This window comes from Nocardia sp. NPDC059236 (assembly GCF_042754085.1).
Classification (GTDB): Bacteria; Actinomycetota; Actinomycetes; order Mycobacteriales; family Mycobacteriaceae; genus Nocardia.
On sequence record NZ_JBHZAF010000019.1, the window covers coordinates 57,591 to 75,273 of the forward strand.

Genomic DNA, 17,683 nt, shown 5'->3' on the forward strand with positions numbered 1-17,683 from the left:
CGCCGTCAGTCTTCTGAGGAGTTGTTGTAAGCCAGGTCGATCAGGTCGTCGATATCGAGCTCGTCGATCGATTCCTCGGTGATGCTCTGCTCGATCTCGCCGGGGCTTTCCTGCCCGCCGGCGAGTTTCATGAGGACATCCAACAGGCCCGCGTCGCGCAGGCGGGTGAGCGGAATCGTCTGGAGAGCTCGGCGAATATCGTTCTCCGACAGATCTGTCGATTGGCCGGTGTGGTGCTGGTCGGTGAACTCGTCGGCCAGGTATTCGGCCAGCGCCTGCGGCGTCGGGTAGTCGAATACCAGCGTGGCCGGCAAGCGCAGGCCCGTCGCGGTTTTGAGGGCATTGCGGAACTCGACCGCGGTGATCGAATCGAAGCCCAGGTCGCTGAAGGCCCGGTCGGCCGGGATCGCATTCGCGTTCTGATGACCGAGTACCACCGCGACCTGACCGCGAACGATTTCGGCGAGCACACCGAGGCGTTCGCTCTCGGGAGTATTCGCCAAACGAGTCCGCAGTGCCGCGGGCGCGTCCGAGGCCGCTTTGCGGCGCGCGGGAACCAGGCCGGACAACAACGCCGCGGCGAACCCCGCATTGCGGAGGCTCTCCAGATCGAGACGGGCGAGGATCGGAGCCGCCGTATCAATTCCGGTGGCCGCGCCGAACAGTGCCAGGCCCTGTTCTTCCGACAGCGGCAGCATGCCGGAACGGGACATGCGCTGCCGGTCGACCTCGCTGAGCTCCGTGGCCATACCGCCGTCGGTACCCCACAGACCCCACGCCAGCGACTGTCCGCTACGCCCGGATGCCCTGCGGTGCAATGCCAAGGCGTCCAGGCAGGCGTTGGCCGCGGCATAGTTGCCCTGGCCGGGGTTGCCGAATGCACCGGCCGCCGAACTGAACAGCACGAACGCCTTCAACGGCAGATCGGCGGTCAGCTCGTGCAGGTGCAGGGCGGCGTCGACCTTGGGCCGCAGGACCGTGTCCAGGCGATCCGCGGTGAGTGAACCGATGACGCCATCGTCGAGCACACCGGCCGTATGGAACACACCCGTGAGCGGGCGGTCCGCCGGGATGGCGGCCAATACCTGCGCGAGCGCGCCACGGTCGGTGACGTCGCAGGCGACGAACTCGACCTCGGCACCGAGAAGCTCCAGTTCCGCGCGCAACTCGGTGGCGCCCGGGGCCGATTCACCGCGCCGGCTCAGCATCAGCAGGTGACGGACACCCTGGGTGTTTGCCAGATGCCGGGCGAACAGTCCGCCGAGGAAGCCGCTGGCGCCGGTGATCAGAACGGTTTCGTCCGGACCGAGAGCGGAACTCGGCGCTGAAGCGGTGGACGCGGCGGCTCGGGCGAGTCGCGCGACATGCACCTGCCCGCCGCGCACGGCGGCCTGGGGCTCCCCGGAGGCCAGGATTCCGCCGAGCAGCCCGTGCACGTCGGAATCGGTGTCCACCAACACGATCCGGCCCGGGTTCTCCGCCTGGGCGGAACGCACCAGACCACCCACGGCGGCACCGGCGAGGTTCGTAATGTCCTCCCCGGCGACCGAGACCGCGCCACTGGTCCGAACCACCAGCACCGACTCGGTGAACCGGTGATCGGCGATCCAGGACTGGAGTGCTTGCAGCACACTGTGAGTCGCGGCACGAACGTCGGCGGGATCATTACCCGCCGGGCAATCCAGCACTACCGCGGCCGGGACCTCGTCACCGAGATCCACCCAGGACACGGCGCTGACCTCGGCCTCGGATACCGCGAGCGGTGTCCAGTCGACCTGGAACAGCGCGTTGCCGACGGTGGATGCGCCGGTGGTCAGCTGTGCGGGATCGATTGGCCGGGAGGCCAGATGCCGCACCGTGGCCACCGGAGCGCCGGTCGGATCCGCCAGCTCCACGGCCACCGCATGCTCGCCGATACGGGTCAGCCGGACGCGCAACGCGCCCGGTTCCGCCGCGTGCACGGTGACACCGGACCACTCGAATGGCAATGCCGGTCCGCTTCCCTCCGCGGACAGGTAGCCCGCCAGGCGCAGTGCGTGCAGCGCGGCATCGAGCAGCGCGGGATGCAGCCCGAAACCCTTGGCGTCCTGCGGATCCGGAAGGGCGACCTCGGCGAACACGTCATCGCCGCGCTGCCATGCCGCCTGCAATCCCTGGAAGAACGGACCGTAGCCGTACCCGGCATCGAGCAGCTCGTCGTAGACACCCTCGATGGGCAGGGGCTGTGCGCCGACCGGAGGCCACGAGGTGAGGTCGCCAGGGGCCTCCACCTCGTCCGGTGCAAGGGCGCCTTCGGCATTCAGCGTCCACGACGTCGCGGAATCGACGTCGCCATCGGGGCAGGAGTAGATCCGCACCGCGCTACGGCCGGTCTCGTCCTCGGCCGCGACCACGATGCGCACCGCGACGCCGCCGGACTCCGGCAGCACCAGCGGAGCCTGAAGCACCAAGTCCTCCAGGCTCGTGCGGCCGACTCGCTCCCCGGCATGCAGGGCGAGTTCGACCAAACCGGTACCGGGGAACAACACGGTGCCCAGGACCCGGTGATCGGCCAGCCACGGTTGGGTCTCCACCGAGAGGCGACCGGTCAGGATCACCGCGCCGGAGTCCGGTTGTGACACCATCGCCGAGATCAGGGGGTGTCCGGTAGCCGCCAGACCCATGGCCCGGGCGTCACCGGTACCCGCGGACCCCTCGCGCATCCAGTAGCGGCGGCGCTGGAAAGCGTAGGTGGGCAGGTCGATTCGCTGGGCTCCCGTCCCCGCGTAGAAACCGGCCCAGTCGACGGGGGCGCCGGCCACGAACAGTGCGGCCACCGCATTCAACACGGCCGACGCATCGGCATGGTCTCGACGCGCCAACGCCACCACCGTTGCGGACGAGTCATCCCCGTCATCGAGGGTCTGGGCGACCATCGGGGTCAGCACCGCGTCGGGACCGACCTCGGCGAATCTGGACACACCCATACCCGCCATCGCGGTGACCGCATCAGCAAATCGGACGGTCTCGCGAACCTGATCCACCCAGTACGACGGATCCGACATCTCGTCACCGATCCGGGCACCGGTCACCCTCGACACCAACGGGATGCTCGGGCGGACGAACGCCAAACCCTCGATCGCCGTGGCGAATTCGCCCAGCATCGGCTCCATCAAGGCCGAATGGAAGGCATGCGAGACGCGCAACCGGTGCGTCCGCCAACCCTGCTCGGCACACCGCTCAGCGACAGCAAGGACATCGTTCTCGACCCCGGAGAGCACCACCGACGACGGACCGTTCACCGCCGCGATCGACACCCCGCCGGACACCAGCAGCGGCAGCACGTCGGCCTCGGACGCACCGACGGCGACCATCGCCCCGCCGGCGGGCAGCGCCTGCATCAAACGGCCGCGCGCGGCCACCAGCACACACGCATCCGTCAGAGACAACACTCCGGCCACATGCGCGGCAGCGACCTCACCGATCGAGTGACCGGCCACCACATCGGCACGCACTCCCCAGGATTCGAGCAGACGGAACAGCGCCACCTCGAACGCGAACAAACCCGCCTGCGCGAACACTGTCCGATCAACCAGATCAGCGCTCGCCAACGCCTCGCTCAACGAAACCTGCTGCCCCAGCAGCGGATCCAGCTCGGCGACGATCGCATCGAACACCTCGACGAACACCGGGTACGCCGCACGCAGCTCGACAGCCATACCGGCCCACTGCGCACCCTGACCCGAGAACACCACACCCGTCGAACCCGACACCACACGACCGGTGACCACGCCGGGTGCCTGCACGCCCGCAGCCAGTGCCCGCGCTCCCGCGAGGAGACCATCACGGTCCTCGGCCACGACCACAGCGCGATGTTCGAAGACGGCACGCGTCGATGCCAGCGAGAAGCCGATATCGATCGGATCATGTTCGGCCACCGCCGATGTCAGGCGGACGGCCTGATCGGCGAGCGCCTCGTCACTGCGCGCCGAGAGCATCCACGGCACTACGGTCGGCACCGCATCCACGGGAGCCTGTCCCACCGTGGCGGTCGCCGGGGCCTGCTCCACGATGACGTGGGCGTTGGTGCCGCTGATACCGAACGAGGACACACCCGCACGACGCGGACGATCCACCTCCGGCCACGCCACCGACTCGGTCAACAACCGCACATGGCCCTCGGACCAATCCACCTTCGTGGAGGGCTGATCCACATGCAGGGTTCGGGGCAGGACCCCGTGCTGCATCGCCATCACCATCTTGATCACGCCACCAACACCGGCCGCAGCCTGAGCGTGACCGATGTTGGACTTCAACGAGCCCAACCACAACGGACGGTCCGAATCCCGATCCTGGCCGTAAGTCGCCAAAAGCGCTTGAGCTTCGATCGGATCACCCAGCGTCGTACCGGTGCCGTGGGCCTCCACCGCGTCCACCTCGACCGGCGAGACACCGGCATTCGCCAGCGCTTGGCGAATCACCCGCCGCTGCGACGGACCGTTCGGCGCGGTCAATCCATTCGACGCGCCATCCTGATTCACCGCCGAACCAGCGATCACCGCGAGCACCTGATGACCGTTGCGCTGCGCGTCGGACAACCGCTCCAACACCAGAACACCAGCGCCCTCGGACCAGCCCACGCCGTCGGCCGCGTCAGCGAAGGACTTGCACCGTCCATCCGGGGACAGACCCCGCTGACGGCCGAACTCGAGGAACATGTCCGGGGTGGCCATCACAGCGACACCACCGGCCAATGCCAGATCGCACTCCCCCGACCGCAGCGACTGCGACGCCAGATGCAGTGCCACCAGCGACGACGAACACGCCGTATCCACGGTGACCGCAGGGCCTTCCAGGCCGAACACGTAGGACACCCGGCCCGAGACCAAACTGCCTGCGGCGCCGCTACCGGTACCGGTCGCCTGGGCGTAGTCGTGGTACATCACACCGGTGAACACACCGGTGGAACTGCCGCGCAGCACCGCCGGATCCACACCGGCGCGCTCCAACGCCTCCCACGAGACCTCCAGCAGCAACCGCTGCTGAGGATCCATCACGGTCGCCTCATTGGGACTGATCCCGAAGAAGTCCGCATCGAATTCCGCTGCGGAGTACAGGAATCCACCCTGGCGGGTATAGGTCCTGCCCGCCTTACCGGGTTCGGGATCGTAGATGCCCTCGACGTCCCAGCCACGGTCCATCGGCATGTCGCCGGTGGTGTCGATGCCCGAGGTGACCAGCCCCCACAGGTCTTCGGGCGAGGCGACGCCACCGGGGTAGCGGCAGCTCATCGCCACCACCGCGATCGGGTCGTCGCCGGTTCGGACCCGGCTGACCGCGACCTCCTCGACGGCTGCGCTGCCGGTGAGCTGGGAGTCGATGAACTCGGCGACGATCTGCGCGTTGGGATAGTCGAAGACGAGCGTCGCGGGCAGTTGCAGACCGGTCGCGGCATTGAGCTTGTTGCGGAACTCGATGGCGCTCAGCGAATCGAAACCGAGCTGCTGGAAAGCCTGCTGAGGTTCGACAGCCGCCATGGAGGCGTGCCCGAGGATCTCGGCGGCCACCGACCGGACGAGGTCGAGCTGAGCGGTCCTGCGATCGGCGTCCGACAGTCCGGCCAGCGTGCGCAGGAACGCCTGGCCCGCCGCCGGCGTCCGGCGCCGGACCGGGGCCGGTACGAGCGCGCGGACCAGGGCGGGAATCTGCTCGCCCCGGGTCCGGAGCATGGCCTTGTCGACCCGCAGCGCCACCAGCTGGGCGGTATCGGTCGATATCGCCGCATCGAACAGCGCCAGACCCTCGGCCTCGGAGAGCGGCGGGAAACCCTGTCGGCGCATCCGGTCGAAGTCGTCCTCCGACAGTTCGGTCCCGAGTCCGCTCGAGCGCGCCCACATTCCGTAATCCAGGGACGTGGCAGGCAATCCCAGGCCGCGGCGATGCACCGCCAGCGCATCGAGGAAGACATTCGCCGCGGCGTAATTCGCTTGGCCGGCAGCGAGCACCAGGCCGCCCGCGGACGACACCAGCACGAACAATGACAGCGAGAGATCGCGAGTGAGCTCGTGCAGATGCCAGGCCGCGTCGACCTTGGGCCGGAAGACGCCGTCGATGCGATCCGCGGTGATCGACTCGATCACAGCGTTGTCGGCGGTTCCCGCCGCGTGCACCACGCCCGTCAGCGGATGCCGATCCGACACGCTGTCGAGCAGTGCCGCGAGCGCGTTTCGATCGGACACATCGCACGTGGCGATGGTGACCTCGGCACCGAGCTCGGCCAGCTCCTGCCGCAGCTCGGCAGCGCCAGGAGCATCCAGGCCACGCCGAGAGGTCAGAAGTAGCTGGCGCACACCGTGTTCGGTCACGAGGTGCCGGGCGATCACCGCACCCAGGCCACCCGTGCCACCGGTGATCAGGACGGTGCCCGGTGCTGTCGATCGATCGATCGTGCCGGGTGCGTGAGCGGTCAGACGCGGCACGAACACGCTCGCGCCCCTGAGGGCCGCCTCCGGCTCCGACGCGACAGCGGCGGCCACGGCCGCCACGGCGGACGGATCAGCGTATTCATCCAGATCGAGAAGCTGGAAACGACCCGGGTTCTCCGCCTGCGCGGCACGCAGCAAGCCCCAGACCGGCGCCTGCGCCAGATCCACGGACTCGGAATCATCCACGGACACTGCGTGTTTGGTGAGCACCACCAAACGGGAACCGGCGAAACGAGTGTCGGACAACCAACCCTTGACGGCGTCGAGGACACTGATCGCGGCCTGCCGTGCGGCTCGAGGCGGCGCACCGTCGAAGTGAGGGCACTCGAACAAGACGATCTCGGGAACAACCGAATCGGGATCGGCATCCAGATCGGCGATCAATCCCGCGAGGTCACGATGATCGACGGTCGTCGGCGACGGCGCGACAGCGACCCAATCCAGCCCGAAGAGCGCTTCCGGCACCCGGTCGGTGCCCAGGCGTTCAGCCGATACCGGCCGAGAGACCAAGGCCCCCACCGACATCACCGGCCGGCCCTGCTCATCGGCGAGCTGCACAGCGAACCGGCCCGCTTCACGGACGATGCGCACCCGCAGCGCGGGAGCACCGGCCGAGTGCAACACGACCCGGTTCCAGGTGAACGGCAGCACGGCGGCGCCACCGCCACGGCCGTGCACGATCCCGACATGCAGGGCCGAGTCGAACAGTGCCGGATGGATCCCGAAACCCTTGGCGTCCTTCGGGTCCGGCAGCGCGACCTCGGCGAACAACTCATCGCCGCGCTGCCAGGCCGCCCGCAATCCTTGGAAGAACGGGCCGTAGCCATACCCGATGTCGAGCAGCTCGTCGTACACGCCATCGACGGGCAACGGCTGCGCACCGGCCGGAGGCCAGGCGGTGAGGTCGAAGTCGGCCGGCACCTCACCCGGGGCGAGAACACCTTCGGCGTGGAGCGCCCACGGGCCCTGTGCTGTCTGCTGCGAATGGACGGTCAGCCGTCGACGACCGGCGTCGTCGGCCGCGGCCGCCACCACCTGCACTGCGACACTGCCGTCGGCCGGCAGCGTCAGCGGGGTGTGCAGCACGAGCTCCTCCACCACCGCACAACCGAGCAGACCGCCGACGTGGGCGGCCAGCTCGACGAAACCGGTTCCCGGCAGCAGCACGGTGCCGAGCACGCTGTGGTCGGCCAGCCATTCGACGGAGTCCAGCGACCAGCGGCCGGTGAAGCTCACCGCACCCGAATCCGGGTGCGGTACCAGTGCGCCGAGCAGGGGGTGGTCCACCGCGTCGAGACCGACCGAGGTGACTCCGCCCAGTTCGGCGCCGAGCCACGACTGGGCCAGCATCTGCCGGGCGTCGAGCCAGAAGCGCTCGTGCTGGAAGGCATAGGTGGGCAGGTCGATTCGCCGCGCCCCGGTACCGGTGTAGAAACCGGCCCAGTCCACCTCCGCGCCGGAGACGAACAGCCCGGCCACCGCACTTACGACGGTCGTGGTGTTCGCGTTGTCACGCCTGGTCAGCGCGATTGCGGTTGCGGTATCGAGAGTTTGGGCGACCATCGGGGTCAGCACCGCATCGGGGCCGACCTCGGCGAACCTGCCCACGCCCAGGCGGGCCATTGCGGTGACCGCGTCGGCGAACCGCACCGTGTCCCGGACCTGACCGACCCAATACGACGGGGCCGACATCTCGTCGCCGACCTCGGCGCCGGTCACGGTCGACACCAACGGAACACGCGGACTGCCGAAGGTCAAACCCGCTATGGCCGTGGCGAATTCGGCCAGCATCGGCTCCATCAGGGTCGAGTGGAAGGCATGCGACACGCGCAGTCGATGTGTCCGCCAGCCCTGCTCGGCACACCGCTGGACGACAGCGACGACGTCGTCCTCGATGCCGGAAAGCACCACCGATGCAGGGCCGTTGACCGCCGCGATCGACACCTCACCGGCCAGCAACGGCAACACATCGGACTCGGGAGCACCGACAGCGACCATCGCCCCACCGGCGGGAAGCGCCTGCATCAACCGGCCACGCGCCGCGACCAGCACACACGCATCCCTGAGAGACAGCACACCCGCCACATGCGCGGCAGCGACCTCACCGATCGAATGACCGGCCACCACATCCGCACGCACACCCCAGGATTCGAGCAGCCTGAACAACGCCACCTCGAACGCGAACAAACCCGCCTGCGCAAACACCGTCTGGTCGACCAGATCAGCGTCCGCCAGCGCCTCGCTCAGCGAAACCGACTGCCCCAGCAGCGGATCCAACTCAGCGACGATCCGATCGAACACCTCGGCGAACACCGGGTACGCCGCACGCAGCTCGACAGCCATACCGGCCCACTGCGCACCCTGACCCGAGAACACCACACCGGTCGAACCCGACGCCACGCGGCCGGACACCACTCCGGCGCCCGATGCGCCCGCGGCCAATGCCCGCACACCTGCCAGCAGACCATCGCGGCCCTCGGCCACGACGACCGCACGGTGCTCGAAAACACTGCGCGTCGACGCCAGCGAGAAACCGATATCCACCGGATCCTGGTTGCCCGCAAGCGATGTCAAGCGCTCGGCCTGAGCGGCGAGAGCCGCGCTACCGCGCGCCGAGACGACCCACGGCAGCACTCCACCGGCCGGGACGGTCTCGACCACAGCCGGAGCCTGGTCCGCCGCCGGAGCCTGCTCGACGATGACGTGAGCATTCGTGCCACTGATACCGAACGAGGACACACCCGCACGACGCGGACGATCCACCTGCGGCCACGCCACCGCCTCGGTCAACAGCCGGACATGGCCCTGGGTCCAATCGACTTTGGTGCTGGGCTGATCGACATGCAGCGTCTTGGGCAGCACGCCGTGGCGCATCGCCATCACCATCTTGATCACGCCACCCACGCCCGCCGCAGCCTGGGCATGACCGATGTTGGACTTCAACGACCCCAGCCACAGCGGACGATCAGCCGCACGGTCCTGCCCGTACGTGGCCAGCAGCGCTTCGGCCTCGATCGGATCACCCAGCGTCGTACCGGTGCCGTGGGCCTCCACCACATCGACGTCGGCCGAGGACACCCCGGCATTCGCCAGCGCTTGGCGGATCACCCGCCGCTGCGACGGACCGTTCGGCGCGGTCAGACCATTCGACGCGCCATCCTGATTCACCGCCGAACCGGAAACCACTGCGAGCACGTCATGACCATTGCGGCGGGCGTCGGACAGCCGCTCCAGCACCAGCACACCGGCGCCTTCGGACCAGGCGACACCGTCGGCTGTGTCGGAGAAGGACTTGCTCCGCCCGTCCGGGGCCAGCCCGCGCTGGCGGCTGAACTCCACGAACGTTTCCGGCGTCGCCATCACCGCGACACCACCGGCCAACGCCAGATCGCACTCCCCCGACCGCAGCGACTGCGCGGCCAGGTGCATCGCCACCAGCGAGGACGAGCACGCCGTATCCACGGTGACCGCCGGGCCCTCCAGCCCGAACACATACGAAACCCGGCCGGAGGCAATGGATCCCGCGTTCGCATTGACCGGATAGTCGTGATACATCATGCCGGTGAACACCCCGGTCGAACTGCCGCGCAGTTCCGCCGGATCGACACCGGCCCGCTCCAGCGCCTCCCACGAGGTTTCCAGCAGCAGGAACTGCTGCGGATCCATCACCGCGGCTTCATTGGGGCTGATGCCGAAGAACGCCGGATCGAATTCACCTGCGGAGTGCAGGAATCCGCCCTCGCGCGTGTAGGTGGTGTGCGGCGTCTCGCCGGTGGGGTCGTACAGACGGTCGGTATCCCAGCCTCGGTTCACCGGGAACTCCGACGTCGCGTCGGTCCCGTTCGCGACCAGATTCCACAGCTGCTCGGGAGAACTCACGCCGCCCGGGTACCGGCACGCCATGCCGACGATCGCAATCGGTTCGTCGTCGGCGGACTTGGTGGCGGTGACGACGATGTCGCGCCCGGTGCCGGTGAGCTCGTCGGCCAGATAGGCGGCCAGAGTCCGTGGTGTTGGGTAGTCGAAAACGACTGCGGCCGACAGTGACAGGCCGGTGGCGGTCTTTAGCCGGTTGCGCAGCTCGACCGCGCTCAGCGAATCGAATCCCAGGTCCTGGAAGGCGGAATCGGGTTCGATCGCGGACGCACCATCGTGACCGAGGACGGCCGCGATGTGGGTGCGCACGGTCGCGAGTACCGCCTGCCGCTGCTGATCGGTATCCAGGCCGGTAAGCCGTTGCCGGAGACCGGATGCCGCCGCCGAGGTCGTCGCCGCCGGACGCCGGGCCACGGTCCGCGCCAGTTCCCGCAGTAGTGGCGGCAGGAGTCCCGCCTCGGCGCGAGCGCGAATCGCGGTGGTGTCCACGGCCGCGATCACCGCCAGCGCCGTGCCCTGAGCGAGCGCCGCATCCCATCCGGCCAGTGCCTGCTCGTCCGGCATCGCGGTGAAGCCGCCGCGGCTCATCCGGGCCACATCGGTCTCACCCAGGTGTCCGGTCATGCTGCTCGAGCGTGCCCACGGACCCCAGGCCAGCGATTGCCCGGCCAGTCCCCGTGCACGCCGGTGCGCGACCAGCGCGTCGAGGAAGGTGTTCGCGGCCGCGTAGTTGGCCTGACCGGGTCCGCCGATGGTGCCCGACACCGAGGAGAACACCACGAACGCAGCCAGATTCAGATCCGCGGTCGCCTCGTGGAGGTACCAGGCGGCGTCTGCCTTCGGCGCCAGGACCGCGTCCAGCCGCTGCGGGGTCAGGGACGCGATGATCCCGTCGTCGAGCACACCCGCGGCGTGGATCACGGCGGTCAACGGCTCGGGTGCATCGGCCAGGAGTCGGGCGACCGCGTCGGGGGCGGTGACGTCGCAGGCCGCGACTCGCACCTGTGCGCCCAGGTCGGTCAACTCGTCGCAGAGCGCTGTCACGCCCTCGGCCTGCGGGCCGCTGCGGCTGACCAGCAGCAGCGACCGGACGCCGTGCTCGACGACCACGTGCCGGGCCACCACGGCACCCAAACCGCCTGTGCCGCCGGTGATCAGCACCGTTCCCGTGCCGAAGGCCGATTCCTCGCCGCGCGTGGATGACACGGGTGCAGGCCGGGTCAGTCGAGCGGTGTGGGTGACGCCGGCGCGCACGACCACCTGGGGTTCGTCCACCGCCAGAACGGTGGCCGCGAGTCGCTCGTCGAGGCCGGTGTCCGTGTCCACCAGGACAATTCGGCCCGGATCCTCCGTCTGCGCGGTGCGCACCAGGCCCCACACGGCGGCGCCCGCGAGGTCGGTGAGGTCTTCACCGGGCAGGGCGACCGCGCCGCGCGTGGCGATCAGCAGGGTGCTCGAGGCGAACCGGTCCTGATCCAGCCACGCCTGCACCACTTCGAGGATTCGTGCGACATCGGTGTGGCTGGTGGACACCACGTCGGTGCCCGTGTGTTCGTTCCAGCCGGACCCGGCCTCGACGACCACCACCGGGGGTACCGGTGACTGCGGATCCAACCGATCCCACCGGCCCACAACGGCATCCGTTACCACGGACTCGGCCGCGATCGGCGACCACACCAGTTCCAGCACCGGATCGGCCGCGCCGCTCGCACCGGCGGCGGTCAGCTGTGCCAATGGCATCGGGCGGGGCGTCACCGAACCCGACAGCACGGGCTGTCCCTGCTCGTCGCCCGCCCACACCGATACCGACGATCCGGTCGTGGTCAGATGCACGCGCAGCACCGACGCTTCGACCGCGTACAGCGACACCGACTCCCAGGAGAACGGCAGCACCACCTGGCCCGCCGCCACCGTGAACGGTGAATCCGGCTGTCCCGCAGCCTCTTCGGACACCCCGGCCAGCAGTCCCGCCTGCAAGGCCGCGTCCAGCAGCGCCGGATGGATCCCGAAACCCTCGGCTCGCATCCCGGAGTCCGTATCGATGGCGACCTCGGCGAACACCTCGTCGCCGTGTCGCCACAGCGCCCGCACGCCCTGGAACGCCGGGCCGTAGTCGTAACCGCGTGCCAGCAGGGCCGTGTACGCGGCCGCGACATCGAGACCGGTCGCCTCAGCAGGCGGCCAGGTCTGCGATTGGGGTTCGATGGCGTCGTCGCAGGTGGTCAGCAGACCCCTCGCGTTGAGTACCCACTCTCCGTCGCGATCGTGTTCGGCGCGAGAGTAGATCGATACCGGCCGTTGCGCGAGTTCGTGTTCCGGCCCGCCGACAACGACCTGGAGCTGGACACCGCCGGACGCGGGCAGGACCAGGGGCGCCCGCAGCGTCAGTTCCTCGATCGCCGGGCACCCGGCTTCGGCGCCGGCACGCAGCGCCAGCTCCACGAAACCGGTCCCGGGCAGCAGGACCGACCCGGCCACCGCATGGTCGGCCAGCCAGGGATGGGTCGCCACCGACAACCGGCCGGTCAACAGCACGCCACCGGATTCGGGTTCCGAGACCACCGCGCCCAGCAGCGGATGCTGCACCGCACCCAAACCTGCGGACTCGACACCGGCGGTGCCCTGCACAGCCTCGAGCCAGTAGCGGCGGCGCTGGAAAGCATAGGTGGGCAACGACACTCGCGATACCGGCCGACCGGCGAAGAACGCCGTCCAGTCGACCTCGAGGCCGACCGTGTGCGCGTGGGCCAGGCAGGTCACGAACTGTTCGACCTCGGCCCGGCCTCGGCGAGCTCCGGCGATCACCGACGACTGGGATTCGAGGTCCTCCGGCAGGCATTGCCGGGTCATGGCCGTCAGGACCGCATCGGGACCGATCTCCAGGAATCGGCGCACACCCGAGGCCGCGAGGGTCTCGACGCCCCGGGCGAACTGAACGCTCGCCCGCACCTGCTGGACCCAGTACGCGGGCTCGAGTACCTCATCACCGGCGATCCGGCCGGACAGATTCGAGACCAGGGGAATCTGCGGGCGACGATAGGTCACTTCCCGTGCGACAGTGGCGAACTCGGCCAGCATCGGATCCATCCGGTGGGAATGGAACGCATGCGACACCCGCAGCCGCGAGGTCTTGCGGCCACGGTCGGTGAACCACTGCTCGAGCGCCGTCACCGCGTCCTCGTCACCGGAGACCACCACGGCCGCACGCGAATTCACAGCCGCGATGGACGCGCGGTCCGCATGGTCGGCGAGCGCCGCGGACACCTCGCGCTCGGTGGCCGCGACGGCCAGCATCGCGCCGCCCTCGGGCAGCCGGCCCATGAGGCGGCCGCGCGCCGCGACCAGCCGGCACGCGTCCGGGAGCGACCACACACCGGCGATGTACGCGGCGGCCAGCTCACCGATCGAATGGCCGATCAGGAAATCCGGTGTCACACCGAAGGATTCCAGGAGCCGGCACAGCGCGACCTCGTAGGCGAACAGCGCGGGCTGGGTGAACTCCGTCCGATCCAGCACGGCGGTATCGGCAGCGCCGACCACCTGGCCGGTGAACATCACCTGCTTCAGCGAACCGCCCAAGAGCGGATCGAACTGCGCACACACCTCGTCCAACGCGGCGGCGAATGCCGGGAACGCCTCGGCCAGTTCACGTCCCATCCCGGCCCGCTGTGCGCCCTGCCCGGTGAACAGGAAGGCTGCCTTGCGCGTGACCGCCTGCGCCGCCGTCACGCCCGCGGCGGTGCTCGCCGAGCCGTGTTCCGCGAGCGCGGCCAGTCCGGCGAGCATGGCGTCCCGGTCGCCGGCGACCACGGTGCCCCGCCAGTCCAGCCGGGCCCGGGTCGTCAACAGCGAATAGGCGATCTCGTCGGTGGTCAGGTCGGGGTGTTCGGCCACCCACCGCCGCAGTTTGCCCGCCTGCGCGCGCAGGCCGTCCTCGGTCTTCGCCGAGACCAGCCAGGCGGAGACATCGGACGCCACGGCCTGCGCACCCCGATCGGGAGCCTCGTCCGCCGGTTCGGCGGGGGCCTCCTCCAGAGCGGGGGCTTCTTCCAGAATCAGGTGCGCGTTGGTGCCGCTGGCGCCGAAGGAGGACACGCCGGCGCGACGCACCCGCTCCCCCGCCGGCCACGGTTCGGCCGCGGTGAGCAGCCGCACCGAGCCCGCCGACCAGTCCACGTGCGGGGTCGGAGCGTCGACATGCAGTGTGGCGGGCAGCGTTTCGTACCGCAGCGCCTGCACCATCTTGATCACGCCGCCGACGCCGGCCGCGGCCGAGGTGTGCCCGATGTTCGACTTGAGCGAGCCGAGGCGCAGCGGAGCTCCGACGCGACCGCGACCGTAGGCGGCGATCAGCGCCTGCGCCTCGATCGGGTCGCCGAGAGTGGTGCCGGTGCCGTGCGCTTCGACCACATCGACGTCGCCGGGTGTCAGACCGGCATTGGCGAGGGCCTGCGCGATCACCTTTTCCTGCGACGGGCCGTTCGGTGCGGTCAGGCGATTGCTGGCGCCGTCCTGGTTGATCGCGCTGCCGCGGATGACCGCGAGGACGGGGTGGCCGAGACGGCGGGCATCCGAGAGTCGCTCGACCGCGAGCATGCCGAGGCCCTCGGAGAATCCGGTCCCGTTCGCCGCCGCCGCGAAGGCCTTGCACCGCGCGTCCGGGGACAGCGCGCGCTGGCGGCCGAAGGCGATCAGCAGGGCGGGGTCGGACATCACGGTGACACCGCCGACCAGGGCGAGCGAGGTGTCGCCCTGCCGCAGCGCCTGGCACGCGAGGTGCAGGGCGACCAGCGACGACGAGCACGCGGTGTCCACCGAGAGCGCCGGGCCCTTGAAACCGAAGGTGAAGGCAACCCGGCCGGAGAGGATGCTGGAGGAAACACCCAGGTAGGCATGGCCTTCCGCCTCAGCGGTCAGGCCCGGCGACCCCACGCGGGGGCCGTAGTCCTGATGGATCACGCCGGCGAACACACCGGTGTCGCTGCCGCGCAACAACACCGGATCGATGCCCGCATCCTCCAGGGCCTCCCAGGCCGCTTCCAGGAACAGGCGCTGCTGCGGATCCATCGCCAGGGCCGCGCGCGGGCCGATCCCGAAGAATCCGGCGTCGAAATCGCCTGCCGCATCCAGGAATCCGCCTTCGCGGGTGTAGATGGTGCCCGGCGTATCGGGATCGGTGTCGAACAGCCGCTCGAGGTCCCAGCCGCGGTCGGCCGGGAAGGGCCCGATGGCATCGGTGCCGGAGGCGACCAGATCCCACAGCTGCGCCGGAGTTTCGACCCCGCCCGGATAGCGGCAGCTCATGCCGACGATCGCGATCGGTTCGCCGGCCCGGTCCTCGAGGTCCTGGATGTGCTTCTTGGCGGCGCGGAGGTCTCCGGTGAGCTTGCGCAGATACCGGCTGAGCCGTTCCTCGTTGCTGGTGCCGGGGTTGCTCATGCTGGGCCAAACTCCTCGTCGATCAGATCCAAGAGCTCACTGTCGGATAGCGCAGTGTCGGAATCGAATTCGAGATCGTCGTAGCCGCTGCGCGACCACGTACCGCCCAGGTGGGCGACGAGGCGCTCGTTGACGCCCCGCAATCCGGTGACGATCTCGTCGTTGTCGCTGCTGTTGGCGATGATTCGCTCGAGCAGTGCCTCGAGCCGCGCCAGGTCGTCGGCCGCCGCCGACGCCGGTTGCGCCGGCGCCGTCACCACGGTCTGCGCCAGCAGGTAGTCGGCGACATCACCCGCCGTCGGATAGTCGAACACCAGGGTCGAGGGCAGCGACAGCCCCGTCACCTTCGCCAGCCGGTTTCGGAATTCGACGCCGCCGAGGGAGTCGAAACCGAGTTCGTTGAAGCCCCGATCGGGTCCGATGTCGTCGGCCGAGCCGTAGCCCAGCACCGCCGCCACATGTTCGCGCACCAGGTCCAGGACGAACCCGCGGCGCTTCGCCTCCGCCACACCGTGCAGACGGTCCCCGAGCGACTGCGCACTGCTCGGCGCTGTGACCGACCGGGCGCGGGTGCGAACGAATCCGCGCAGCACCGCGGGCACCGGACCGGAATGCGATTCCATGCGCAGTTTGTCGGTGTCCAGCCGCGCCGGCACCGACACCGGTTCCGCCGTGGACAGCGATTCGTCGAACAAGCGCAGGCCCTCGGCACGATCCAGCGGGGCCAGGCCCAGTCGCTCCAACCGGTTCATGGCGGCACGATCCAGGACGCCGGTCATACCGATGTCCTGCTGCCACGGCCCCCAGGCGAGCGCGAGCGCCGGGAGTCCCGCGGCGCGGCGCTGCACCGCGAGGGCGTCCAGGAAGCTGTTCGCGGCAGCGTAATTCGCCTGCCCGGCCGAACCGATCATTCCGGCGATCGACGAGAACATCACGAATGCCGACAGCTTCATGTCGCGGGTGAGCTCGTGCAGAGTCCACGCCGCATCGGCCTTGGGGGCGAACACCCGGTCGATCTGGTCGCCGGTGAGCGTGTGGAACGCGCTGTCGTCGAGCACGCCCGCGGTGTGGACGACACCGGTCAGCGGATGCTCCGCGGGCACGGCGGCCAGCAGGTCCCGAAGCGCGTCGCGGTCGGTGACGTCGCAGGCGGCGATCCGTACTTCGGCACCGGATCGCGCCAGTTCCGCCGCGAGTTCTGTGGCACCGTCCGCACTCTCGCCGCGGCGTGAGACCAGTAGCAGGTGCCGCACCCCGTGTTCGGCGACCAGGTGGCAGGCCAGCAGCGCACCCAATCCCCCGGTACCGCCGGTGATCAGCACCGTCCCGGGACCGAACGACACCCGCTCGGCCGCCGCGGATGCCAGCGCCTGTAGTCGCGGCACCAGGACACCATTGCCCCGCACCGCCGCCTGCGGTTCTCCGGTCGCGATCACGGCTCGGATCGATTCGGCCGAAAGGTGCTGCACACCAGCGGATTCCTCGGCATCGAGCAGTACGATCCGCCCCGGATACTCGGTCTGGGCGCTTCGGATCAGCCCCCACACCGCGGCCGATCCGGTGTCCGGTGTCTCTTCGGGCAGCACTGCCGCCCGGCCGGTCACCACGACCAGCTGCGACCGCGCGAATCGCTCATCGGCCAACCAGTCCCGCACCATGCGCCGGGCGGTATCGACCCGATCGCGTGCGGATGGCTGCGAATCACCGTGCAGCGCTGCGGCTTCGGACCACACCACGACGCCCGGAACGATCGGAGCCGAGGCGAGGGTCGCCAGATCCGGGTACTGCTCATCGATTCCGGCCACCTGCCCGGCCCCGAGCACGGCCGCGCTCCCGGCCGGTGCGTCGGCGAGCAGCTCTGCCGGTGCCCAGCGCAACCCGTACCGTGCCGCGCGGCCGCCGGA

General features: G+C 69.4%; 2 protein-coding genes (1 of these 2 running past the window's edge). Both read right to left on the reverse strand.

The window, feature by feature from the left end; all coding sequences use genetic code 11:
* Positions 1-5: 5 nt before the first annotated feature.
* Positions 6-15,779, reverse strand: a complete 15,774-nt coding sequence (locus tag ACFXIV_RS36620) for an SDR family NAD(P)-dependent oxidoreductase (protein WP_379401012.1) — start codon at positions 15,777-15,779, stop codon at positions 6-8.
* A protein-coding gene (locus ACFXIV_RS36625) for a type I polyketide synthase (protein WP_379401082.1) crosses the window boundary here: on the reverse strand, positions 15,776-17,683 show its 3' end. Its footprint extends 11,799 nt past the window's final position; only the last 1,908 of its 13,707 coding nucleotides appear in the window; its start codon lies beyond the right edge, outside the window — the gene reads right to left on this strand; its stop codon occupies positions 15,776-15,778. Before ACFXIV_RS36625 ends, ACFXIV_RS36620 begins: the two co-directional genes overlap by 4 nt.